The organism is Polaribacter sp. R77954, assembly GCF_044595335.1.
Lineage (GTDB): Bacteria > Bacteroidota > Bacteroidia > Flavobacteriales > Flavobacteriaceae > Polaribacter.
Genome location: NZ_CP138992.1, coordinates 1,773,501 through 1,796,886, shown reverse-complemented (window position 1 = coordinate 1,796,886; position 23,386 = coordinate 1,773,501). Strand labels below are relative to the sequence as shown.

The following is a 23,386-nucleotide window of genomic DNA, read 5'->3' as shown; positions in this document are numbered from 1 at the left end:
TGTTTATCCAAGATGTTTCCTATTTTTATATCAAATTAAAATTTATAATGAAAAAATCTTTCTTTTTAACACTTTCAGTTGTCTTGTTATGCTCTTGTGCCCAAACCAAAGAGGTAAAGTATATCGAAAAAAATGTTTCGTCAACAATTACCAATAGTTACTGGCAACAGCATATAGATTATACTATGGATATTGATATGAATGTAAATAATTATCAATATAAAGGAAAACAAAAAGTAGTTTACACAAACAATTCTCCTGATGAGTTAACCAAAGTTTTTTATCATTTGTATTTTAATGCGTTTCAGCCAGGTTCACAAATGGATATTCGATCTTTGAATATCCAAGATCCGAGTAGTAAAATTGGTGCGAAAATCGGCAAGTTAAAACCAAGTGAAATCGGCTACATCAAAGTAAATTCTTTACAACAAAATGGGGCTGATGTAGCTTACGAAACTGTAGGTACAATTTTAGAAGTTACCTTAAATACACCAATAAAAACAGGTGAGAGTGTAACTTTTGATATGCTTTTTGACGCACAAGTACCAAATCAAATAAGAAGATCTGGTAGAAATAGTGCAGAGGGTGTGGCTTTGTCTATGAGCCAATGGTACCCTAAAATGGCAGAGTACGATTTTCAAGGATGGCACACACCACCTTATATTGCAAGAGAATTTCATGGAGTTTGGGGAGATTTTGATGTAACCCTGCATATTGATAAAAACTATGTAGTGGGTGGTACAGGATATTTACAAAACGCACAAGAAGTAGGCTATAATTACCAAGATAAAACCAAGCCTTTAAATTTGCCAAAAGGCGATAAATTAACTTGGCATTTTAAAGCGCCTAACGTACACGATTTTATGTGGGCTGCAGATCCAGACTACAATCACGATGTTTTAGAAATGCCTAATGGACCCACGTTGCATTTCTTATACAAGAAAACATTAAATTCAGATTATTTAGCGAATTGGAAAAAATTACAGCCAAAAACTGCTGAGTTAATGGCATATTATTCTAAAAATGTAGGGCAATATCCTTACAAACAATATTCTGTAATTCAAGGTGGAGATGGTGGAATGGAATACGCAATGTCTACACTAGTTACTGGAGAGCGCAAATTTGGGAGCCTTTTTGGAGTAACTGCACACGAAATGGCGCATACTTGGTTTCAATTCTTGTTAGCTTCTAATGAGAGTTTACATCCTTGGATGGATGAAGGGTTTACGTCTTATATTTCTGGAAAAGCTTCTTACGATATTATGCAAGGAGGAGATAAAAATCCGAATGCAGGGCCTTACAGAGCTTACAATTACCTTGTAAATTCGGGTACAGAAGAAGTGTTGTCTACACACGCAGATAGGTATCATACAAACAGAGCTTACAGTATAGGTAGTTATGTAAAAGGGAGTATGTTTTTATCTCAGTTAGAGTATATTATCGGTTCAGATAATGTTGCTAAAGGATTAAAAAAATACTTTGACGATTTTAGTTTTAAACACCCAACACCAAATGATATTAAACGTTCTATGGAAAAAGTTTCGGGGATTCATTTAGATTGGTATTTAAACGAGTGGACACAAACAACTCATACTATTGATTACGGAATTAAGTCTGTTGATGGTAAAAAAATTACTTTAGAGAGAATTGGTAAAATGCCAATGCCAATTGATTTAGAAGTTACCTATACAGATGGTACTAAAGAAAGTTTTAACATTCCATTACGAATGATGAGAGGTGTAAAACCAACATCTGCAACTGTAGTTGAAGATTGGGGTTGGGCAATGCCTACGTATGCTTTTGAAGCATCAAAAGCAGTAAAATCTGTACAAATAGATAAAGCTAATTTAATGGCAGATATCAACGCTGATAATAACGCATTTGGGATAAAAAAAAATTAGACCTTAGTTACAATTCATTGATAACTTTTGTGAAGATTGGTGCAAAGCATGTACTAAAAACTTCCTTATTCAATTATTTGTTGTTTTTAATTTTATTAACGGCTGTATTACAATGGAAACATTGGCAAAGGGCATTGCTGTTAATTACTGTGTTGTCTTTTAGTTATCTTTTAGCAATTTCTGTAGGGCTTATTAGTAATGTGTCTTTTAATTCGGCTAATCTTAAATTTTTGATTTTGTTTACTGTTTTTTCTTTGGCAGTAATTAAAATTTTTAAGTTTAAAAATAGGTATATCAGAATAAAAAAAGAATACACTTTTTTAATAATTACAGCAGTATTTGGTTTTTTAAATGGCTTGGGTTCAGGAAGAAATTTTATTCCAGAAATAGAGGTGTTTACAAATAACAGTATACCTGTTTTAGAAGTTTCTTTAGGTTTTAGTGTTGCTGTTTTTTTAATAGTTTTTACTTTAATTACAGTAAATACCATCTTTTTTAAATATATAAAAATCGATAAATTAAAATGGATAACTGGCTTATCTGTAGTTATAGCTTGTATTACTTTAACAAATTTGTCTAAACAACTTATATACTAAATTTGCTTTAATTGATAAGTTCTTCTATTCTTTCATTAGGTATAAAACCTTTTAAAATTAAAAACACCCCACATATAATTAATATGATACCCATTATTTTTTTAATCCTAAAAATGATAATTGGAGTCATTTTGTTTTTTAGCTGTTTTGCCAAAAATATTTTACCCAAATCTGTAATAAAATAAGCGATGATAATTACTCCAAAATAGGCAAAAATCGCTTTTTGATTCATGTTTAAAGTAGGCCCAATTACCAAAACTGTACCCAACCAAAACGCCAAAACACCAATATTGATAAAGTTTAAAAAGTAGCCTTTAAAAAAAAGTTTTACATAATTATTTTGTACTATGGGTACCTCTATAGTTTTTGCAGAGGCTATGGCTTCTTTTTTATTTTCTTTATCAAAATAGGTGATTAATCCATAGATAATAAGTACAAAACCACCAATAAAAAACAGTCTAGGATCATCTTTTATTTTTTCTAATAAAGATCTACTGCCATAATACGCAATCAAAATAAAAGTAATATCACCAAAAATAACTCCTAAATTAAAGGTAATAGCAGCTTTTGCACCCTTTAAAATACTGGTTTGAATTAGCATAAAAAAAACAGGGCCAATCATAAAAGACATAAAAAAACCAATAAGAATTGCGTTTTTAAAATCGTAGATATCCATTGTTTAAAAATACTATTTTTTCATTGAAGTGTAAAAAAGAAAGGATGGAAAAACCATCCTTTACGTTTAAATATGCTTTTCTTAAAGATTAAACATCGTCAAAATCTACGCTAATCTTTGCAGTTGTTGGATGAGCTTGGCATGTTAAAATAAAACCATCGTTAACTTCTTTATCAGTTAAAATGGAGTTTTTAGCCATTATTGCTTTCCCTTCAGTAACTTTTGCTAAACAAGAGCTACAAACGCCTCCTTGGCAAGAATAAGGAGGATCTAAATCATTTCGTAAACTAGCTGCTAAAATATCATCAGATTGTTGCATGATAAAAGTAGTTTCTTCATCGTCTAACAATACTGTAATTTCTGTAGATCCTTCTTTAATAGCAGCTGTAGCTTCTTCATCAACTGTTACTGTAAATAATTCAAAGTGAATATTATCTTCAGATATTCCTGTTTCTTTTAAGGTGTCAGAAACTGTATGAATCATTTCTTCTGGGCCACATAAAAAAGCAGCATCAAATGAAATTTCTTTGTATTTATTTTTGATAAAGAAATTAGTGAACGGTTTATCTATTCTGCCAAACAACATATTTTCTTGGCGTTCTCTACTGCAAACAAACTCTAAATTAAAGTTTTTATAGTTCGTATTTAGTGCCAATAATTCGTCATAGAAAATAGTATCAGCAATAGATTTATTTCCATAAATTAAAGTAAAAGTTGCTGATGGTTCAGTTTCCAACACATTTTTTACCATAGATAAAATGGGTGTAATTCCAGAACCTGCAGCAAAACCAATATAATTCTTATTAGCTTGCGGATTAAGTAGAAAACGACCTTCAGGAGCAGTAATTTCAATAACATCACCAACTTTTAAATCTTTAGTAGCATATACAGAAAATTTACCATTTTCTACAGCTTTAACAGCCACTCTAATTTCGCCACTTTTAGGAGTAGAACAAATAGAATACGCTCTACGAACCTCTTGACTATTAATTTCTGTTTTTAATGTAATGTATTGACCTGATGTAAATTGAAAATTTGATTTTAAATTTTCAGGAATATCAAAAACAAGAGAAACCGCATTTGCGGTTTCTTGTTTTATTTCTTTAATAGTTGTTTTGTAAAATGCTGCCATTTTATATTTTCTGTTTTTAGAAATTTTAGATTTCTCGGCTTCATTGTATTTTAGTTCGAAACGATTAGTGTTTGGTCATTTCTACCTAATAGAGAAATCTTAAACTAGATTCTTATCAATTAAATACTCTGCAATTTGCACAGTGTTAGTAGCTGCGCCTTTTCTTAGGTTGTCTGCTACAATCCACAAATTTAAGGTATTTTCTTGAGATTCATCACGTCTAATTCGCCCAACAAAAACTTCGTCTTTGTCATGTGCGTTTATTGGCATTGGATATACGTTATTCGCCAAATCGTCTTGCACAATAACTCCTGGAGTTTCACTTAGTAATTTACGAACTTCTGCCAAATCAAAATCATTTTCAAACTGTACATTTACAGCTTCAGAATGCCCACCAGCTGTAGGAATACGAACTGCAGTTGCAGTAACTGAAAAAGAATCGTCACGTAAAATTTTCTTTGGCTCTTTTACCAACTTCATTTCTTCTTTGGTGTAGCCGTTTTCTAAGAAAATATCACAATGAGGTAATGCATTTCTACCAATTTTATGAGGATATGCCATTTCGCCTTCAACACCAGCTTCTTCGTTGTCTAATTGTTGAACGGCTTTTACACCAGTTCCAGATACAGATTGATAAGTAGAAATAACTACACGTTTCATAGTGTATTTAGTATGTAAAGGCGCTAATGCCATTACCAATTGAATGGTAGAACAGTTTGGGTTTGCAATAATTTTATCATCTGCAGTTAACACATCACCATTAATTTCTGGTACTACTAATTTTTTATCAGGATCCATTCTCCAAGCAGAAGAATTGTCTATTACAGTTGTGCCTACTTCAGCAAATTTAGGTGCCCATTCTAAAGAAGTATCACCTCCAGCAGAAAATAAAGCCACGTCTGGTTTTAGGTTTACAGCATCTTCTAAAGTAACCACTGTGTAGTCATTTCCTTTATATGATAATTTTTTACCAGCAGATCTTGCTGAGGCCACAGGAATTAATTCTGTGATTGGTAAATTACGTTCTTCTAATACTTTTAACATTACTGTGCCAACCATTCCAGTGGCGCCAACTACAGCTATTTTCATCAGTTTATTATTTATATCATTTTAATTATGATGCAAAGATGATAACAAAATCAAAAGTAACCATCATTTTAAAAAATATTTACCAATATAATTCCTGATGTTTAATTTTTAACAAGTTGATATAATTTATAAACTCTTAAGATTATTCTTTACTTAGAAAAAGGCATCTATACCATAAATATTTTTAAACATACCAACAGATAAAACAGCAACAACGCAGATGACTAGAATGCTTAAAGGAATTATTAACCTATCTAATACACTTAGAGTTTTTGGTCTTAATTTATCGCCAATTAAACCATTATTATCTAAAAACATGGCAAACGCCCAAGCTATTACAGGATTGGTTACCATTGCCATAAAAATACAAATACCTGCAGCTTGTGCAGAAGCACTTTCTTTTACCATTTGAATTCCGGCTTCAATCATTGGTAAAAATACACCTACTAAAAGTGCAATACATCTAACAGGTGGCCAAACTGCAACATCCATAGGGCTTCCTAAAATGGCTACAGCAATCACAATAATACCCAATAAAATAGCACCAGCAGGAATTGGTCTTTTTGCGATGGCAGCAGGAATTAAATATGTTCCCCAAGAAGAGGTAATATTTCCTCCACCAACAGCAGTACCTACCATTTGACGAATAGAACACATGGTCATAGTATCATCTACATCCATTAAAACCTTTTCGGTTTTTTTTGGATAATTCATTTCTTGAAAAATACGATGGCCTAAAAAATCTGGAGACCACATAGCTACTGCTAAAATGGCAAATGGTAAAGAAGCCACAAAATGCTGAGTGTTAGGTAAGCCAAGCATCCAACCTTCTTCAGTATTACCCCACCAATAAGCAGGGTTTAGGTTGGGTAGCCCCATTTCTGTAGTAAACTGTAAATCGAAACTTGCACCCCCAATTAAAGCAATTATCAAAGCAGTAATGGCACAAGCAGGAATTGCTAACCATCTTTTATCAATTCTAGCTAAATAACTGTACAATAAAACTGTAACAGCCAAAATTACGAGTCCTAAATATCCTACAGAACCCAATTCTATGGTAGATGAGGTAAGCCCCATGCTCCAAGATTGTATGGTTTTAATTTGGCTGAGAGCTCCAGAAAACCCTAAGAAAATTAGTAAACCACCAGCAACTCCTTTACTGGTTAAATTTACTAAACGAGACCCACCTTTTAATAAGCTGAGTACTAAGCCAAACACACCAATTAAAATAGCTAAGGCTAAAGGATGTGCACCAGCTAAAGCAATACTTGCAATTAATGGAATCATAGGGCCATGATTACCAGCTAAATTGGCTCTTGGATTAAAAAAACCAGAGGCTAGAATAACAAATAGAAATGCAGGGATAATCATTTCTACTCTAGAAACTTCTATAGCAAATTCTTTGCCTAAAGTAATATGATCCCAAGCATTTGTAAGGCCTTCAGCCCAAGCCATCATTACAGAAGAATACATGGCAATGATACCTAAGGTTCCTGCTAATGCAGGTACTAAATCTTCCCATTCAAATTTAAAATCTCTTCCAGGAAGATTTAATTTAAATCTTCTAGGTTTCATTATTTTTAATTCGTTTTCTAGGTACTCTGTTCTACTATCAAATTCTGAAGCAGGCCTGTGTTCTTCTTTATATGTTTTCATGGAAATATAATTCTCTAAAAAATGAGAAGTTGAATAGTTAAATTAGCTTAAAATTAAATTTTAATTTAATTAATTTTTACTTTTTTAAAATAGTTGCTTAAAATAGTTGAAGCGTTTTCTAATTCTTCTTGGGTGTTTTCTCTAGCGTCTTTTAATTCATACTCCCAACCTAAAGCATCCCATTTATGGATACCTAGTTTATGGTAAGGTTGTAGCTCTATTTGCTCTATAGTTTGGTAACTTTTAAAATATTCGCCCAATTGATGCAGTAGCTCTGGTGTGTTTGTAATTTCAGGAATTAACACATAACGCAACCACATTTTTTTTCCTGATGTTTCTCTGTGTTTGGCAAAATTGAATGTAGTGTCTTTATTTTGTTTTCCTGTAATTTTTCTAAAACCCTCTTCTGTCATGTGTTTAATATCTAGCATAACTAAATCTGTATAGTTGTCTAGTAATTCAATAACTGGGTGGTTTAAAACACGGCCATTGGTATCTAAGTTGGTGTGAATGCCTTCTTCTTTTAATCGTTTAAAAAAGGGGATTAAATTTTTAGCTTGTAAAACTGGTTCTCCTCCAGAGACGGTTACTCCACCTTTATCTCCAAAATAAGATTTCATGTTTATAGCTTTTTTAACGAGGTCTTCAATATGAATTTCTTTACCTCCATGTGTATCTATGGTATCTGGATTATGACAATATTGACATTTTAATTTACAGCCTTGTAAAAAAATTACCATTCGAATTCCTGGTCCATCGTGCGTACCAAAAGATTCGATTGAATGTACGTTTAATATGTTTTCTTTTGTTTTGATAATAAAAAAATTTAATGAAAAAAAAGGGACTCAAAAAATACTTAAAATGTTTATACTAACTGATAAACGAACTCTATAACGAGTAAATTTTATTTTTTGAATCCCTCTAAGAAAAATACATAAAAGACTACATAGACTCGTGGAACGAACGCGAAATAACTTCCATTTGTTGTTCTTTTGTTAATCTAATAAAATTAACGGCATATCCAGAAACTCTAATGGTTAATTGTGGGTGGTTTTCTGGATGCTCCATAGCATCTAATAAAGTTTCTTTATCTAATACATTTACATTTAGGTGTTGTGCTCCATGATCAAAATAACCATTTAAAGCAGCTACTAAATTATCTATTCTGTCTTCTTTAGTTGATCCTAAAGATTTAGGGACAATAGAGAATGTATTCGAGATTCCGTCTTGAGAATCTTTATAATCAATTTTTGCAACAGAGTTTAAAGAAGCAATTGCACCATTGGTATCTCTACCATGCATAGGGTTTGCACCTGGTGCAAAAGGAACACCTTTTGCTCTACCATCTGGAGTAGCTCCTGTTTTTTTACCATAAACTACATTAGAAGTAATGGTTAAAACAGACATGGTAGGCGATGCATCTTTATACACTTTTAATTTTTTTAATTCGTTATTAAAATCTTCTACTGCATTGTGTGCAAAAATATCTACTCTGTCGTCATCATTTCCGTATTTAGGGAAATCTCCTTCAATTTTAAAATCTACGGTTAAACCTTCTTCATTTCTAATTGGTTTAACTGTTGCATATTTTATAGCAGCTAAAGAATCTGCTACAATAGATAGTCCTGCAATACCATAAGCAATGTTAATATCTGGATTGGTGTCTATCAATGCCATTTGTGCTTTTTCGTAGTAGTATTTATCGTGCATGTAATGAATGATGTTCATGGCATCATTGTATACTCTTGCAACCTCTGTCATTGCAATTTTAAAGTTTTTCATTACTTTATCAAAGTCTAAAACTTCGCAATCGCAAGGCTCAATACCTTTTACCATTTGCTTTCCTGTGATTTCACATCTACCACCATTGATGGCTAGTAATAAGGTTTTTGCTAGGTTGGTTCTTGCTCCGAAAAATTGAATTTGTTTTCCTATTTCTTGGTAAGAAACACAACATGCTACACCATAATCATCAGAACCTCTTAAGTCTCTCATTAAATCATCGTTTTCAAACTGAATTGAAGAGGTGTCAATAGATACTTTTGCACAGAAATTTTTAAAGTTTTGTGGTAATGTTGGCGACCATAATACTGTAATATTTGGTTCTGGTGATGGACCTAAATTATATAAAGTGTTTAAGAAACGATACGCAGTTTTGGTAACTTTTGTTCTACCATCATTTAGCATTCCACCAATTGCTTCTGTAATCCAAGTTGGATCTCCTGCAAAAATTTCATCATAGGCAGCCATACGTAAGTGACGTACCATTCTCAATTTCATTACAAATTGATCAATATATTCTTGGGCTTCATCTTCATTTATAATTCCTGCATTTATATCCTTTTCAATAAAAATATCTAAGAAAGTTGATACATTACCTAAAGACATTGCAGCACCATCTTGCTCTTTTACAGCAGCTAAATACGCCATATATGTCCATTGTACAGCTTCTTGAGCGTTTTGTGCAGGACGATTTAACTCTAATCCATAATGTTTACCCATTGTAATCATATCTTTTAGTGCTCTAATTTGTTCAGAAACTTCTTCTCTTAAACGAATTACAGCATCAGACATTGGGCCTTCAATATTGTTTAAATCGTTTTGTTTGGTTTCGATTAATTTATCAATACCATATAAAGCAACACGTCTGTAATCACCAATAATTCTTCCACGAGCATAATTATCTGGTAAACCTGTTAAAAATCCTAAAGAACGGAATTTACGAATCTCTGCATTATAGGCATCAAACACACCATCATTATGCGTTTTTACGTATTTGGTAAATAATTCGTTAATTTCTTCGCTTGGTTTTAAGCCATGTTCTTGTAGTGCTTTTTGAACCACTTTGTAACCTCCAAAAGGTTTCATAGCTCTTTTTAGTAAACCATCGGTTTGCAAACCAACAATTACCTCATTTTCTTTATCAATATAACCTGCACCAAAACTCGCTACACCAGAAATGGTTTCTGTATCTACAGAGTGCAACCCGTTGTTTTGTCTTTCTTGTTGTAATTCTTTTTTACAAACTTCCCAAAGTTTTTCCGTTTTTTGTGTTGGGCCAACTAAAAAAGTATCATCACCATAATAAGGTGTTATGTTTTTGAAAACAAAATCTCTAACGTTGATTTTTGTATTCCAGATTCCTTCTTTAAAATTTTTGTCTTGTGGTTTTTCTAAAATGAGTTCTTCTAATTGCATGACTTTATGTATTAAATGTTTTATGTATTTCTTAATTACACACCAAATTTAAGAGAGATACAAATAAAAAAACATGATAAAAGTTAGGTTTTGATTTTTTTTAAGAAAACGTTGTAGTTTTTTAGGCTTGAAAATCAGTTAAATAAAAGGGTTTGCGATTGGCTTAATCAGTTTTAAAGAAATAACTACATTTGCAAAAAAATAAGTTTAACCTAATTGGTATAGCATGCAACTGTACAATAAGTTAAGCGCAAAAGAACGCGCTGCATTAATAGATGAGGCTGGTAAAGACCGTCTCACAATTTCTTTTTATCAATATCATCAAATCAAAAACCCTCAAATACTTAGAGATAAATTATTCTTAGAATGGAACGCTTTAGACGTTTTGGGTAGAATTTATGTTTCTTACGAAGGTATAAATGCACAATTGTCTGTGCCTTCAGAAAATTTCTATGCGTTAAAAGATCAATTAGATAGTATTTCTTTTTTAAAAGATATTCGTTTAAATGTTGCTATAGAGCAAGACAATAAATCATTCTTAAAGTTAAAAGTTAAAGTTAGAAATAAAATTGTTGCTGATGGTTTAAATGACGAAACTTTTGATGTTACTGATAAAGGTGTGCATTTAAATGCAAAGGAATTTAATGAAATGTTGGCAAATCCGGATACGGTTTGTGTAGATATGCGTAACCATTATGAAAGTGAAATTGGTCATTTTGATGGTGCTGTAACTCCTGATGTAGATACATTTAGAGATTCTTTAGATATTATAGAAGCCGATTTAAAAGACCATAAAGAAGATAAAAATTTATTGATGTATTGTACTGGCGGAATTCGTTGCGAAAAAGCATCAGCTTATTACAAACACAAAGGTTTTAAAAATGTATTTCAGTTAGAAGGCGGAATTATAGAATACACACGTCAGGTAAAAGAAGAAGGAATCGATAATAAATTCATTGGTAAAAACTTTGTTTTTGACCATAGAAGATCAGAAAAAATTTCTGATGATGTAATTGCCAATTGCCACCAATGTGGTAAACCTTGTGATACACACACCAACTGTGCTAACGAAGGTTGCCATTTATTATTTATACAATGTGATGATTGTTCAGAAAAAATGGAAAACACCTGTTCTGTTGATTGTCAAGAAATTATCCATTTATCTTACGAAGAGCAAAAAGAGCTAAGAAAAGGAAAGGGAAATAGCAATCAAATTTTTAAGAAAGGACGTTCAGAAAAGTTGAAATTTAAAAAATAAAATCATGCAAAAAATCGAATTAATGGCGCCAGCAGGTAATTTTGAATCTATGCAAGCTGCGTTAGATAATGGTTGTGATTCTATTTATTTTGGTGTTGAGCAACTTAATATGAGAGCAAGAGCTTCTATCAATTTTACTTTGGATGATTTAGAAGAGATTGCAAAAAGATGTTCAGAAAAAAACGTAAGAACGTATCTTACCTTAAATACCATTGTTTATGATCATGATTTATCAATTGTAAAAACATTGATAAAAAGAGCTAAAGAAGCAAACATTACAGCTGTAATTGCTATGGATCAGGCAGTGATTTCTATGGCTAGAGAGCAGCAAATGGAAGTGCATATATCAACACAAATCAATATTACAAATATAGAAACTGTAAAGTTTTATGCATTATTTGCTGATACCATTGTGCTGAGTAGAGAGTTGAGTTTACGACAAGTAAAAAAGATTACAGAAGCTATAGAAAAAGAGCAAATAAAAGGCCCTTCAGGAAGATTGATAGAAATTGAAATTTTTGGTCATGGAGCTTTGTGTATGGCAGTTTCTGGTAAATGTTATATGAGTTTACATTCTGCAAATTCATCAGCAAATAGAGGAGCGTGTAAACAAAATTGTAGAAAAAAATATACTGTTATAGATCAAGAAACTGGTTTTGAAATGGAGTTGGATAATGAATATATTATGTCTCCAAAAGATTTGTGTACTATTGATTTTTTAGATCAAGTTGCAGATGCTGGCATTAAAGTTTTAAAGATTGAGGGTAGAGGTAGAGCACCTGAATATGTTGCCAAAGTAATTAAATGTTACAGAGCTGCTATTGATAGTTTAGCAACAGGAACTTACAATAAAGAAAAAGTAATTTCTTGGATGCAAGAATTAGAAAAAGTGTACAATCGTGGTTTTTGGAATGGCTATTATTTAGGGCAAAAATTGGGCGAATGGAGTAAAGATCCTGGTTCTAACGCAACACAAAAAAAAGTATATTTAGGTAAAGGAGAACATTATTTTGATAAAGCCAAAATTGGTCAGTTTAAAATTGATGCTTATAATGTAACTATTGGTGATACAATTCTGATTACTGGGCCAACAACAGGTGCAAAAGAAATGGAATTAAAGCAAATGTTTGTAAATGATAAACCATCAGAAAAAGCAACCAAAGGAGATGAGGTTACTATGAAGTTAGATTTTAGAATTAGAAGATCTGATAAGTTGTACAAAATTGTAAAAACAGAATTTGCACACAACTAATGGTAGTTATTACGTTACAACGAAACAAATGTATTGGCTGTAATTATTGTGTAGAAGTTGCCCCAGAACAGTTTCAAATGTCTAAAAAAGATGGTAAATCTGTGTTGTTGCATTCCACAGAAAAAAAAGGTTTTTTTACAATTAAATCTTTTGATGAATCTATTTACGATTGTTCTTTAGAAGCAAAAAAAGCTTGCCCAGTAAAAATAATTGAGGTAAAACAAGTGTAGTTTAAAATTGATTGACTAAGATTAAAATCGATATTCCATTTTTAGTAAAATATATCTTGGTAATAATTTGTATTCTTTTGTAGAACTACCAAAATCACTAATAGAAAAGTTTCTAAACGTTTTAGTGTTGAATAGATTTTTACCAGATACACTCAGGGTTAATTTATCTTTCAATAATTTATAATTAGAATTTACGTCTAAAAAATAATAGGTGTTTTCATTTTGCAGATTACCAAAAAAGTAACGTTCAGATTGTACATCAATATTAAATTTTTTATTAAAAAAGAATGACAAATCTAAAAAAGAAGTATTGTCTGTAAATGAATTTTCAATAGTTGTTTGTATGGTGTTCGTTTTCCATTTTGTACCAATGTGATAATTGAAAATACCCGTAAATCCTGAGCGCAATTCAAAACCGTAGTTATAGCTTTTTGAACTAATTACTCTTAAATCGGAATTGTTAATGATGTTTTTAAAATTGTTTTTTGAGTATCCTAAATCGATTTTTAAATTCGATGAAATAAAATTAAAGTAATAATCTATATTAGTATTGATGCTTAAAAACTCACTATCTTGAATGAGAATTTTTTCTGATTGCGCATAATTTTGTTGAATAATAGAGTTGGTAGAAAAGAAATCGTGATTTTTGTTATATATAAAAAATGTATTGGTTGCAATTACTGTGTGTAATTAGCACCAGAACAATTTCAAATGTCTAAAAAAGATAGTAAATCTGTGTTATTACATTCTGTAGAAAAAAAAGGCTTTTTTACCATAAAATCTTTTGATGAATCTATTTTTGATTGTTCTAATGATGCCAAAAAAGCGTGCCCTGTTAAAATTATTGAGGTTAAGCAGGTTTAAACTTATTTATTTAGAAGTTAAAATTATAATTCTACACAAATTTTACTCATTTTAATAGTAAAATTCACTCCTTGATAGGATTTTTATCAGAATGCACAACAGGTTGATAAATTTAATTCTATTTTAATAAATTGACTATAATTTTGAAAAATTAAATAACAATTAAACCTGTAAACAAGAGTAGTAATATAGTGTCAATGTTTAATAAACAATTAATCTAATTTATAACTCACTTTTAACATTATAATTCTTGGTAAAATAAATGTTTTACTATCAGAAATTAAAAAATCTGTAAAAGAATTATTTCTTTTAAAAGTTGAATTGAATAAATTATTTGCATAAATTTCAAAACTCCAAAGGCTATTTTCTTTTTGATAATATAAGGAGGTATTTAAAAATTCGTTTTGATTACTAGAATTTTGATTTTTATTTGTGAATTTTTCTAACGAATAACTTGCTTTTAAAATATAGTCATTCCATAAATCATATTCAAAATTAAATGTCAAATTTTCATTTTCAAAATTAGAAATGTTATTTGGTGTCATATATTTATCAAGAGATTTTCTATATGAAATTTCCATATTTGGGAATTTCAAAAAATCACTTTTTAAACCACCGCCAAAACTGTAATTTCTCGAGGAATTTCTTTGTAATTTTGTATTTAATAGTTGTAAGTATTTAGAATAAGAATTACTTCCATTTAAAGAAATTTTGAAACTACCATAAGTTTTACCTAAACTTCCATTAAAGGAAATATTTTCGTTAGCATTATCTAAAAATACAGGTTCAGTAATATAGTTAATACCATCTAAAATATTTGTATTTCTAATGCCGGATTTAGTTTTTTTATAATTTAAAGACAGATTATAATTAATTTTTTTAAACAAACTAAATTTGAAGTAATATAAACGCAACTGATGATATAATTCGTTTTCTAAATCATTTCTACCTCTATATACACTATTAAAATTAGTTAATGTATAGTTTTGTAAAAGCTTATTAATTGAAGGGAAACGAACTTTTAAATTATATTTTAGACTTAACTTTTCACTTCTTTTGACATCTAATCTTATGGAAAATTCTGGAAGAAAATATTTTTTGTTTAAAGATTTTGTTGAATTTATTTGAGCAACTTGTCTTAAATAATTATGATAAAATAAACTTGTTGTAATTGTAAATTTATTTTTTTGAAATTTTAAGATAGAACCAGCAAAAGAGTTTATAAAATCAAACTCTATATCATTACCAAAACCAGCAGTATTAAAGTTATTTAATCTTTTATCGGAAAGTAACTGGTATTCATCTGTGAAAATTTTATCTTTATAAATATCAATGCCGGTTGTGGTGTACAGATGAATGAAATCGGCTATAACCCAATAATGTTTTAAGAGGGTAGATAAGTTGTGAGAAGATGTTTTTTTATCTTTAAAAATAGAATGTTTTTGTTCATCAATAATTGGAATAATATCTTGAAAAATGTCATTATTTGTTTCCCAATTAATAATTGTATTACTTTTTGAATAATTATAATTAGTTAAAAAAGTTAATGTTTGGTTTTCTGTTAGAGACTTATAAAATTCAACATCTTGTTTAAAGCTAAAATTATTAGCATCTGCTGTAGTGAAAATATTTCTAATATTATTATTAAGATTTGTTATGGTGCTGTTTTTACTAAAGTTATTAGAAAATTTAACAAAAGAAGTAGCTTTAAATTTTGTACCATCATTTTGTGTGTTATCAATACTTATTTTTGATATAACAAATTGATTTCTATTTTTTTGCTTTATAATTCTCTCTTCTCTAAGATTAGAATTGTTATTAATAAATGTATTTATATTCTTACTCCTTAATTCATTGACACTTTTTGAATATATAGTATATCCAATTAAATCGCTTTTCTTGCTTATAGATTCTGTAATATTACCCCCCAAAAAAACATGATTACTATTTTCAAAATTTTGATTGGTTAAAAACTTTGAAAAGCCATCATTTAATTTTGAAAAGTAAGCTTTTGGGTTTAGTAATATTTTATTGTAACCACCTTCAAAGTCTAAATAATCTTTAAAAGTGAACGATTTCTTGCCAGTATTATTTAAATCTCCAATAAAATTTACACTTCTTTTTGGGCTATAATAAAACAAACTAGGATGTACTACTTTTCTATCAGTAACTCCTAAGCCTGCTACAATATCCCCAAACCAAAACTTTTTTTTATTTTCTTTTAATTTAATATTCATTGCAATATCATTAGAATCTTCCAACCCTTTTAGGATTGCAACTTCATTATAGTTTTCTAATATTTCAACTTCATTTACAGCATCTGCAGGTATGTTATTAACAGCTAATTTACTATCTCCAGTAAAAAATTGTTTATTTTCTACTAAGACTTTTGTTACTTTTTTACCTAAAACAGTAACATTACCTATTTTATCAACTTCAATACCTGGTAATTTTTTTAAGATATCTCTTAGTTTTCTCTCATTTCCGTTAGTAAATTTATCAGTTTTGTAGGTAATGGTATCTTTTTTAAAACTTAATGCTAGGCTAGCATCTATTTTTATTTCCTTTAGTGATTCAGTATTCTCAATTAATTTAAAGTTAATTAAAGTGTCTTTTTTGAATTGTAAATATTTTTTTTGAGGTTTAAACCCTATATAACTAACCCTAACAATATATTTTTCATTTTTTTTTAAATATAGTTTATAATATCCTTCATTATCAGAAAAAGCATATACCATTTTTGATAAACCTAAAGGTTCAGCTATTATGTTTGCATAAGTAAGTGGTTTTTTGATTGTGTCAGATACTTTTCCTTCTATTAATATATTTTGAGAGTTTAACGAAAAAAAAGTTATAACAAAGAAAGTAGTTATAAGTAATGTTTTATTAAAGCATTTTTTTTTAACATAAATTAGTTTATTGTTTTCTGCCATATTTTTTATATAACATTTTGCCTAACTCATTAATTTTCTTTTTCATTTCTTTTTCAGAGATTAATATTCCTTTGTTGGGTTTTGTGATTATTTTTTTTCCAACATTAACCTCAATCTTGTCAGCAAAATAATAGTAGCCATCAATTTGACCAGCTATAACTAGACCAGGAAGGCCATTAAAGACATTAGGGCCAAAAGGTATGGATATTTCAGGCGTATACCATGCTATATATTTTGTTGTCATTTTTTTATGAGTAAATTCATTAAAATATATTTCCTGACTTACTGCTTTATAACATAAATAATTGTTAATTTTTTGCTTCTCTTTAGTTAAAATCCAATTCTTTTCCTTTAAATTAATTAAGTAGAGTTCATCTTGAAAAGTTTCTTGATGTACATATTCTTTTTTATCAATGTTTTTATAAAAAACACCACCATCGTTACCAGATTTAATAAACCTTTTGTTAATCTCTTGCCCGGTAATTTTCAATCCGTTTTTATAATAGTAAAGTGATTCTTTACCATTAGTAATAAGAGTGTAATATAGATTTTTCATCATTAATGGTCTCCTACTAGTAGTATCAGTAATTTTTTTTAGACCTTTTATATATCGAACTCTTATATTTTTTTCTTGTGCAGAAGATATAATACACAAGAAAAAAGATGTTATTAATATTATTTTTCTCATTTTTATATAAAAAAGATATGTTTAAACTAACATATAGTATTAAACATATCTATAGTTTTAAATTAAATTTATTCTAAAATAGCCAAAAGTTAAATCCATTTTTAAGAGATTAAAAATGAATAGTAGCAGATCTTTTTTTAATCATAATAACTAGGCCAACAACTTAAGTCACAAAAAATAGGGTCTTCCCAACCTGAAGGATCACCATTCATTATATCCGGATCCATGCAATCATTATACCAGCTAGTATAAACATTGTACCAATTATGATGTCCACCATAATATTTGATTTCTGCCCTTGCAGCATTAGTGGCGTATTCTTCACAAGGCATATTCAGTTCGAAGTCTTCTATATTATTAGGATTAATCGTAATACTAATAAAAAATATAGTAAAACTAAAAATTATTTTCTTCATTTTATTTATTTTTTAATTTTTTTAAATTCAGTTACAGAACATAAAGTATATGTTCATAAAAAATATCCAAGAATATCTTCTTGGTATAGTTCATTTAAAAAAGAATGTGCGCAATTTTTATAAACATTCTTTTTCTTGCTAGCAGTGTAAATTAAAAGTGATCAGTTTTTAATTTACCATTCAAAACTACATAGAAAATAAGTTTCTCACAATCCCCATTTATGGTGAAATTTTTTGCTCCCCATTTATGGGGAGGTGCCTCCCCATAAATGGGGAGAGGTAGTTTTCAATGCATTGATGAACAGCGCCTTATTTTTTGTTGTATTTATTGGTTTAAATGAGTTTTTTGTAGCTCAGTTACAAAAGAAATTTTTTGAATACTAATCAAATAACAAAAAGATCTTAGAAAAGGCAAAGTAAACAGCAATAAAATCTTCAAAAAAGGGTAGGAGTACAGTTATGAAGTTTTAAAATTAAAAGTACTTAAATAAGTTCTTTTTTGTATATTTGTGATATGGAAACAGTAAATTATACAGATTTTCGTGCGAATTTAAAACATTGGTTCGATAAAGTATTTAATGATGTAAGCGACATTGTCATCAAAAGAAAAGGTGGTAAAGATTTAGTGCTTATTTCTTTAGATGAATACAATTCTTTAAAAGAAACTACGTATTTACTTACAGGAAAAAATAGAGATGTTTTGTTAAATTCTATTAAAGAATTAGAAGCTGGTAATGGTATTGAAAATGAAATGATACAATAAATGAAGTTAACTTGGTCTATTTCTTCTTGGAACGACTATTTATATTGGCAAAAAGTTGATAAAAAAATTATAAAAAGAATTAATGAGTTACTCAAAAATTGCATTCGAACACCATTTGAAGGTATTGGAAAACCAGAAGCATTAAAAGGAGATTTGCAAGGGTATTGGTCTAGAAGAATAACTTCTGAACATCGATTGGTTTACAAATACGAGAGCGAACAGTTATTTATTGCTGCTTGTCGTTATCATTATGGTAAATAAATATTTAAGCATAAAAACAAAAGAGCGATTTTACAATTCGCTCTTTTGTTGGTTATAAACATTTAAAAAAGATTAATAAGCCCTTTCATTATTTCCTTCATAAAAGTTGATAAAGGCATTATTTACCACTCTCATACCACCAGGAGTTGGATAATCGCCTGTAAAATACCAATCGCCTAAATTATCTGGGCAGGCTTTGTGTAAGCCTTCTATAGTTTGATAAATAACTTCAACTTCTGCATTGATGTCATCAGTTTTAAGCATATGTGCAATTTTTGCAGAAATTTGTTCTGCTGTAAAAGGCTTATACACCTCTTTTACATAGTTGTTAATTGCGGTATCTTCTTTGGTTTGTTGTGCTTTACATTTTTTATAAACCTCATCAATAATTTGGTATTGATTGGTTTCTTTTAATAATTCTAAGGCTGCCTTAAAAGCAATAAAAGCATCAATTCTTGCCATGTCAATTCCATAACAATCAGGATAACGAATTTGAGGTGCAGAAGAAACCACTACTATTTTTTTAGGGCTTAAACGATCTAAAATTTTAATGATACTCTTTTTTAAGGTTGTACCACGTACAATACTATCATCAATAATCACCAAGTTATCTGTAGGTTTTACAACTCCATACGTAATATCATAAACGTGTTCTACCAAATCATCGCGTGAATTATCATCTGCAATAAACGTTCTTAATTTGGCATCTTTTATAGCTATTTTCTCAAAACGAGGTCTTTCAGATAAAATTTCGGTAACTTTTTCTTTTGATAATTTATAACCTCCTTCTAGAATTTTGGCTGTTTTTTGTTGATTTAATAAATCTTCTGCAGCTTCTGTCATTCCATAAAAAGAGGTTTCTGCAGTGTTAGGAATAAATGAAAATACAGAATTTGAAATATCAGAATCTATAGATTTTAGTACTTTAGGAAACACATATTTTCCTAAGTTTTTACGTTCTTCATAAATGCTGGCATCACTTCCTCTAGAAAAATAAATGCGCTCAAAAGAACAAGCTTTATTTGCTCTAGGTTCTTTTATTTTTTTGATAGATGTTTTACCACTTTTTTTAATGATTAATGCATGCCCTCTTTCTAATTCTTGCACTTTATCAATCTTAACATTAAAAACAGTTTGAATTACGGGTCTTTCAGAGGCTACCACTACCACTTCTTCATCTTCATAGAAATAAGTTGGTCTAATTCCATTTGGGTCGCGTAAAACAAATGCATCTCCATGCCCAACTAAACCAGCCATAGCATAACCACCATCCCAATTTCTAGAAGAGCGTTTTAATACTTTTTTTAGACTTAGATTTTTTTCTATATAAGGGGATGCATCTCTTTTATTAAACCCTTTTTTCTTGGCTTGTTGATACAATTTAGCAACTTCATCTTCTAAAAAGTGCCCAATTTTTTCCATAACAGTTACAGTATCTGTAAACTCTTTTGGGTGCTGCCCTAACTCTATCAATTCTTGTAAAATTTGATTAGAGTTGGTCATATTAAAATTACCAGCTACAATTAAGTTTTTGTGTTTCCAGTTGCTTTGGCGTAAAAAAGGATGCACACTTTCAATAGAATTTTTTCCAAAAGTTCCATATCGCACATGACCTAAAAATAAATTACCTATGTAAGGCATATTTTCTTCTTGCCACTTTACGTCTTCTTTTTTAGTGGGGTTTTGTTCAAAAACACCATTAATTCTATCGTTTATTTGTGCAAAAACATCTTGTATAGGTTGCGATTTGTTAGAACGTACTCTACTTACATATCTAGTGCCTGGCTCAACATTAAATTTTACACTAGCAAAACCTGCACCATCTTGCCCACGATTGTGTTGCTTTTCCATCAACAAATACATTTTGTTAATTCCGTAAAAAGCAGAACCATATTTGTCTTTGTAAAACTGTAATGGTTTTTTTAATCTTACTAATGCAATTCCGCATTCGTGTTTAATTGCGTCACTCATTTAATTGTGTGTTATATTTATGTAAAAAAAAATCCGCGTGTTTAGGCGCGGTTTTTTATTTATGATAATTTTATATCAAATTGTGTTAATTCTTTAAAAGCTTGCAAACGCCTTTCTACTTCGTCTTTTTTCAAACCTTGCATTCGTTCTGTGCCAAATTTTTCTACACAAAACGAAGCTAAATTAGAACCATAAATAATTGCGTTTTTCATGTTTTCAAAAGAGATGTTTTCTGTTTTTGCCAAATAACCACAAAAACCACCTGCAAAAGTATCTCCAGCACCTGTAGGATCAAAAACCTCTGCTAAAGGTAAAGCTGGTGCAAAAAACATTTTCCCTTCATTAAACAATAAAGCGCCATGTTCTCCTTTTTTAATAACCACATATTGTGGCCCCATTTCATGAATTTTTTTAGCAGCATTTACCAAAGAGTATTCTCCAGAAAGTTGGCGTGCTTCTTCATCGTTAATGGTAATTACATCAACTCTTTTTAAAACAGTATGTAAATCATCTAGTGCAATATCCATCCAAAAATTCATAGTGTCTAAAACAATCAATTTAGGTCTTTCTTGCATTTGGTCTAGTACAGAAGCCTGCACTAAAGGATGTAAATTTCCTAACATTACAATACCAACATCTTTAAAATTTTCGGGTACCACTGGTTGAAAATTTTCTAACACATTTAATTCAGTAATTAAAGTATCACGTGAGTTCATATCATTGTGATATTTTCCACTCCAAAAAAAAGTTTTTCCTTCTTTAATAATTTCTACACCATCTGTGTTAATGCCTTTTGCATTCATCATATCTAAATATGATTGAGGAAAATCTCCACCAACTACAGAAACAACACCTGTTTCTATACCAAACTGACTTGCTGCTAAGCCTACAAAGGTTCCAGAACCTCCTAAAATTTTATCGGTTTTACCAAAAGGCGTTTCAATGGCATCAAATGCTACTGTACCAACTGCTAATAATTTACTCATATTTTTGTGTTAAACTCTTTTTAAGAAGCGTTTTAAAAATGTATTATAACTCTATTCTATAACACATTGTTAATATTTATTTGCTTATCAAAATATGTGGCTTTTAATGCCTAATTTTGTTTATTATAATAAGCCACAAAAATAAGTTTTAAAAATGACTATCAAAGAAATACAAGAAGAAATTATTGACGAGTTTTCTATGTTTGATGATTGGATGGAACGTTACGAGTATATCATTGAGTTAGGAAAATCGCTACCTATAATTGAAGATGCCTACAAGCTTGATGAAAACTTGATAAAAGGTTGCCAGTCTAAAGTTTGGTTGTATTCTGAGTTAGAAAATGATACAATAAAGTACACAGCAGATAGTGATGCTATTTTAACAAAAGGAATTGTAGCCTTATTATTACGTGTTTTTTCTGGCCAAAAACCAACTGATATTTTAAATGCTGAAACTAATTTTATTGATGAAATTGGGTTAAAAGAGCATTTATCGCCAACAAGAGCAAATGGCTTGGTGTCTATGGTAAAACAAATAAAAATGTATGCCATTGCGCAACAAACTAAATTATAATATTAAGATGACAGAGAAAGAATTAGAAGAAATTGGAGACAAAATTATAAGAGTTTTAAAAACCATTTATGATCCAGAAATTCCTGTAGATATTTATGAGTTGGGTTTAATTTACGATGTTTTTGTGTCTGATGAAAATAATGCAAAAATTTTAATGACCTTAACTTCACCAAATTGTCCTGTTGCAGAAACTTTACCTGTTGAGGTAGAAGATAAAATAAAAACCTTAAAAGACATTAACGAGTGTGAGGTAGAAATTACTTTTGATCCTACTTGGACTCAAGACATGATGAGTGAAGAAGCAAAACTAGAATTGGGGATGTTATAAAGCCCCAGTTTCCTCAAAGGGGAACACAATGGAATTAAAATGAAAAAACAAGATAAACCACAATCTGCTGTCTCTCCTCCTTTGGAGAAGTTACTAATAAATAGAGTTGCAACAAGCAAATTAAAAACTTTTGATCTTGAAGAAATTTATCCTGAAGGAAAGCGAGTAGTTTTTGATATTAAAGATTGGTTGTTTCAAGAAATGATTCTTAAAGAAAAAGATTTTAGAGCTTCAGTTAAAAATCACGATTGGTCACAATACAAAAATACCTTTGTAGCTGTAACTTGTTCTGTTGATGCTATTATTCCATCATGGGCTTTTATGTTGGTAGCTTCAGAAATCATGCCTTTTGCAAATAAAGTAGTGGTGGGCGATTTAACGTTGTTAGAAACCGTTATTTATCAAGAGTTAATTTCTTTTATTGATTTTAAAAGTTTTGTAAACGCACCTGTAATTATTAAGGGTTGTGCAGATAAACCTATACCAGATTCTGCCTTCGCTTTTTTAATAGAAAAGTTACAGCCTATTGCCAAATCGATTTTGTTTGGCGAAGCTTGCTCTACAGTTCCTTTATATAAATCTAAAAAATAATTTTGTTTTTTGGCGGATAAACT

At 30.0% G+C, this 23,386-nt stretch carries 22 protein-coding genes and 1 pseudogene; 11 read left to right on the top strand and 12 right to left on the bottom strand.

Annotated elements, in window-relative coordinates; all coding sequences use genetic code 11:
• The first annotated feature begins 47 nt into the window (after positions 1-47).
• A complete protein-coding gene (locus SJY27_RS07685; protein WP_397447676.1) occupies positions 48-1,901 on the top strand; it encodes a M1 family metallopeptidase in 1,854 nt (617 codons plus the stop codon).
• 17 nt (positions 1,902-1,918) lie between these two features.
• On the top strand, positions 1,919-2,497 hold the full coding sequence (locus tag SJY27_RS07680; RefSeq protein WP_397447675.1) for a HupE/UreJ family protein: 579 nt from the start codon (positions 1,919-1,921) through the stop codon (positions 2,495-2,497).
• A 7-nt stretch (positions 2,498-2,504) separates the two neighbouring features.
• Here SJY27_RS07680 and SJY27_RS07675 read toward each other — a convergent pair whose 3' ends face one another.
• From SJY27_RS07675 to pflB, 6 genes are all read right to left on the bottom strand, one after another.
• Positions 2,505-3,173: a LysE family translocator gene (locus tag SJY27_RS07675; RefSeq protein WP_397447674.1), complete on the bottom strand. Its 669-nt coding sequence runs from the start codon at positions 3,171-3,173 to the stop codon at positions 2,505-2,507.
• An 88-nt stretch (positions 3,174-3,261) separates the two neighbouring features.
• Positions 3,262-4,305, bottom strand: a complete 1,044-nt coding sequence (locus SJY27_RS07670) for an FAD-binding oxidoreductase (RefSeq protein ID WP_397447673.1) — start codon at positions 4,303-4,305, stop codon at positions 3,262-3,264.
• A gap of 99 nt (positions 4,306-4,404) precedes the next feature.
• On the bottom strand, positions 4,405-5,394 hold the full coding sequence (locus SJY27_RS07665; RefSeq protein ID WP_397447672.1) for an aspartate-semialdehyde dehydrogenase: 990 nt from the start codon (positions 5,392-5,394) through the stop codon (positions 4,405-4,407).
• A gap of 153 nt (positions 5,395-5,547) precedes the next feature.
• Positions 5,548-7,050 (bottom strand): DUF3360 family protein, encoded by a 1,503-nt coding sequence (locus tag SJY27_RS07660; RefSeq protein ID WP_397447671.1) that lies wholly within the window; start codon positions 7,048-7,050, stop codon positions 5,548-5,550.
• 65 nt (positions 7,051-7,115) lie between these two features.
• Positions 7,116-7,829, bottom strand: a complete 714-nt coding sequence (gene pflA / locus SJY27_RS07655; protein WP_397447909.1) for a pyruvate formate-lyase-activating protein — start codon at positions 7,827-7,829, stop codon at positions 7,116-7,118.
• 163 nt (positions 7,830-7,992) lie between these two features.
• Entirely contained in the window at positions 7,993-10,248 is a 2,256-nt protein-coding gene (pflB, locus tag SJY27_RS07650) for a formate C-acetyltransferase (protein ID WP_397447670.1), read from the bottom strand.
• 226 nt (positions 10,249-10,474) lie between these two features.
• On the opposite strand from pflB, the gene SJY27_RS07645 reads away from it, so the two are divergent.
• Genes SJY27_RS07645 through SJY27_RS07635 form a run of 3 tightly spaced genes read left to right on the top strand, consistent with a single transcriptional unit; the run spans position 10,475 to position 12,988 of the window.
• Positions 10,475-11,506, top strand: a complete 1,032-nt coding sequence (locus SJY27_RS07645; RefSeq protein ID WP_397447669.1) for a rhodanese-related sulfurtransferase — start codon at positions 10,475-10,477, stop codon at positions 11,504-11,506.
• Between the two features lie 4 nt (positions 11,507-11,510).
• Positions 11,511-12,758 carry a peptidase U32 family protein gene (locus SJY27_RS07640; RefSeq protein ID WP_397447668.1) on the top strand — a complete coding sequence of 416 codons (1,248 nt, stop codon included), beginning with the start codon at positions 11,511-11,513 and terminating at the stop codon, positions 12,756-12,758.
• The gene (locus SJY27_RS07635; protein ID WP_397447667.1) at positions 12,758-12,988 is read left to right on the top strand and encodes a ferredoxin; all 231 of its coding nucleotides are present in this window, start codon (positions 12,758-12,760) and stop codon (positions 12,986-12,988) included. The genes SJY27_RS07640 and SJY27_RS07635 overlap by 1 nt, the downstream gene beginning before the upstream one ends.
• A gap of 21 nt (positions 12,989-13,009) precedes the next feature.
• Here SJY27_RS07635 and SJY27_RS07630 read toward each other — a convergent pair whose 3' ends face one another.
• On the bottom strand, positions 13,010-13,396 hold the full coding sequence (locus SJY27_RS07630) for a hypothetical protein (RefSeq protein WP_397447666.1): 387 nt from the start codon (positions 13,394-13,396) through the stop codon (positions 13,010-13,012).
• Between the two features lie 228 nt (positions 13,397-13,624).
• Here SJY27_RS07630 and SJY27_RS07625 point away from each other — a divergent pair.
• A pseudogene (locus tag SJY27_RS07625) lies at positions 13,625-13,852 on the top strand (ferredoxin).
• 212 nt (positions 13,853-14,064) lie between these two features.
• Here the strand turns inward: SJY27_RS07625 and SJY27_RS07620 are convergent.
• The 3 genes from SJY27_RS07620 to SJY27_RS07610 form a co-directional block, all read right to left on the bottom strand.
• A complete protein-coding gene (locus tag SJY27_RS07620; protein WP_397447665.1) occupies positions 14,065-16,785 on the bottom strand; it encodes a carboxypeptidase-like regulatory domain-containing protein in 2,721 nt (906 codons plus the stop codon).
• Positions 16,769-17,473 (bottom strand): GLPGLI family protein, encoded by a 705-nt coding sequence (locus tag SJY27_RS07615; protein ID WP_397447664.1) that lies wholly within the window; start codon positions 17,471-17,473, stop codon positions 16,769-16,771. The genes SJY27_RS07620 and SJY27_RS07615 overlap by 17 nt, the downstream gene beginning before the upstream one ends.
• A 137-nt stretch (positions 17,474-17,610) precedes the next feature.
• On the bottom strand, positions 17,611-17,889 hold the full coding sequence (locus SJY27_RS07610) for a hypothetical protein (protein WP_397447663.1): 279 nt from the start codon (positions 17,887-17,889) through the stop codon (positions 17,611-17,613).
• A 514-nt stretch (positions 17,890-18,403) separates the two neighbouring features.
• Here SJY27_RS07610 and SJY27_RS07605 point away from each other — a divergent pair.
• Both SJY27_RS07605 and SJY27_RS07600 read left to right on the top strand, forming a co-directional pair.
• Positions 18,404-18,652: a type II toxin-antitoxin system Phd/YefM family antitoxin gene (locus SJY27_RS07605; RefSeq protein ID WP_397447662.1), complete on the top strand. Its 249-nt coding sequence runs from the start codon at positions 18,404-18,406 to the stop codon at positions 18,650-18,652.
• A complete protein-coding gene (locus SJY27_RS07600) occupies positions 18,653-18,913 on the top strand; it encodes a Txe/YoeB family addiction module toxin (RefSeq protein ID WP_397447661.1) in 261 nt (86 codons plus the stop codon).
• 72 nt (positions 18,914-18,985) lie between these two features.
• Here the strand turns inward: SJY27_RS07600 and SJY27_RS07595 are convergent, their stop codons facing one another.
• Together SJY27_RS07595 and SJY27_RS07590 are read right to left on the bottom strand one after the other, a co-directional pair.
• Positions 18,986-20,884: an amidophosphoribosyltransferase gene (locus SJY27_RS07595; RefSeq protein WP_397447660.1), complete on the bottom strand. Its 1,899-nt coding sequence runs from the start codon at positions 20,882-20,884 to the stop codon at positions 18,986-18,988.
• Between the two features lie 59 nt (positions 20,885-20,943).
• Complete coding sequence (locus SJY27_RS07590; protein WP_397447659.1) at positions 20,944-21,870, bottom strand: PfkB family carbohydrate kinase; 927 nt, start codon at positions 21,868-21,870, stop codon at positions 20,944-20,946.
• Positions 21,871-22,024: 154 nt separating this feature from the next.
• Between SJY27_RS07590 and SJY27_RS07585 the strand changes: the two genes are divergently transcribed.
• From SJY27_RS07585 to SJY27_RS07575, 3 genes are read left to right on the top strand one after another with little or no spacing between them, the layout of a single operon-like run.
• The gene (locus tag SJY27_RS07585) at positions 22,025-22,444 is read left to right on the top strand and encodes a SufE family protein (protein ID WP_397447658.1); all 420 of its coding nucleotides are present in this window, start codon (positions 22,025-22,027) and stop codon (positions 22,442-22,444) included.
• Positions 22,445-22,451: 7 nt separating this feature from the next.
• Positions 22,452-22,772 (top strand): SUF system Fe-S cluster assembly protein, encoded by a 321-nt coding sequence (locus SJY27_RS07580; protein WP_397447657.1) that lies wholly within the window; start codon positions 22,452-22,454, stop codon positions 22,770-22,772.
• Between the two features lie 39 nt (positions 22,773-22,811).
• Positions 22,812-23,363, top strand: a complete 552-nt coding sequence (locus SJY27_RS07575) for a DUF2480 family protein (RefSeq protein WP_397447656.1) — start codon at positions 22,812-22,814, stop codon at positions 23,361-23,363.
• The last annotated feature ends 23 nt before the right edge of the window (positions 23,364-23,386 follow it).

Coding starts and splice junctions, on each gene's coding strand:
- pflB (WP_397447670.1), bottom strand. CDS start 10,248: ATGCAATTAGAAGAACTCATTTTAGAAAAACCACAAGACAAAAATTTT.
- SJY27_RS07685 (WP_397447676.1), top strand. CDS start 48: ATGAAAAAATCTTTCTTTTTAACACTTTCAGTTGTCTTGTTATGCTCT.
- SJY27_RS07605 (WP_397447662.1), top strand. CDS start 18,404: ATGGAAACAGTAAATTATACAGATTTTCGTGCGAATTTAAAACATTGG.
- SJY27_RS07595 (WP_397447660.1), bottom strand. CDS start 20,884: ATGAGTGACGCAATTAAACACGAATGCGGAATTGCATTAGTAAGATTA.
- SJY27_RS07635 (WP_397447667.1), top strand. CDS start 12,758: ATGGTAGTTATTACGTTACAACGAAACAAATGTATTGGCTGTAATTAT.
- SJY27_RS07590 (WP_397447659.1), bottom strand. CDS start 21,870: ATGAGTAAATTATTAGCAGTTGGTACAGTAGCATTTGATGCCATTGAA.
- SJY27_RS07675 (WP_397447674.1), bottom strand. CDS start 3,173: ATGGATATCTACGATTTTAAAAACGCAATTCTTATTGGTTTTTTTATG.
- SJY27_RS07615 (WP_397447664.1), bottom strand. CDS start 17,473: ATGAGAAAAATAATATTAATAACATCTTTTTTCTTGTGTATTATATCT.
- SJY27_RS07585 (WP_397447658.1), top strand. CDS start 22,025: ATGACTATCAAAGAAATACAAGAAGAAATTATTGACGAGTTTTCTATG.
- SJY27_RS07575 (WP_397447656.1), top strand. CDS start 22,812: ATGAAAAAACAAGATAAACCACAATCTGCTGTCTCTCCTCCTTTGGAG.
- SJY27_RS07600 (WP_397447661.1), top strand. CDS start 18,653: ATGAAGTTAACTTGGTCTATTTCTTCTTGGAACGACTATTTATATTGG.
- SJY27_RS07670 (WP_397447673.1), bottom strand. CDS start 4,305: ATGGCAGCATTTTACAAAACAACTATTAAAGAAATAAAACAAGAAACC.
- SJY27_RS07610 (WP_397447663.1), bottom strand. CDS start 17,889: ATGAAGAAAATAATTTTTAGTTTTACTATATTTTTTATTAGTATTACG.
- SJY27_RS07665 (WP_397447672.1), bottom strand. CDS start 5,394: ATGAAAATAGCTGTAGTTGGCGCCACTGGAATGGTTGGCACAGTAATG.
- SJY27_RS07645 (WP_397447669.1), top strand. CDS start 10,475: ATGCAACTGTACAATAAGTTAAGCGCAAAAGAACGCGCTGCATTAATA.
- SJY27_RS07660 (WP_397447671.1), bottom strand. CDS start 7,050: ATGAAAACATATAAAGAAGAACACAGGCCTGCTTCAGAATTTGATAGT.
- SJY27_RS07620 (WP_397447665.1), bottom strand. CDS start 16,785: ATGGCAGAAAACAATAAACTAATTTATGTTAAAAAAAAATGCTTTAAT.
- SJY27_RS07640 (WP_397447668.1), top strand. CDS start 11,511: ATGCAAAAAATCGAATTAATGGCGCCAGCAGGTAATTTTGAATCTATG.
- SJY27_RS07580 (WP_397447657.1), top strand. CDS start 22,452: ATGACAGAGAAAGAATTAGAAGAAATTGGAGACAAAATTATAAGAGTT.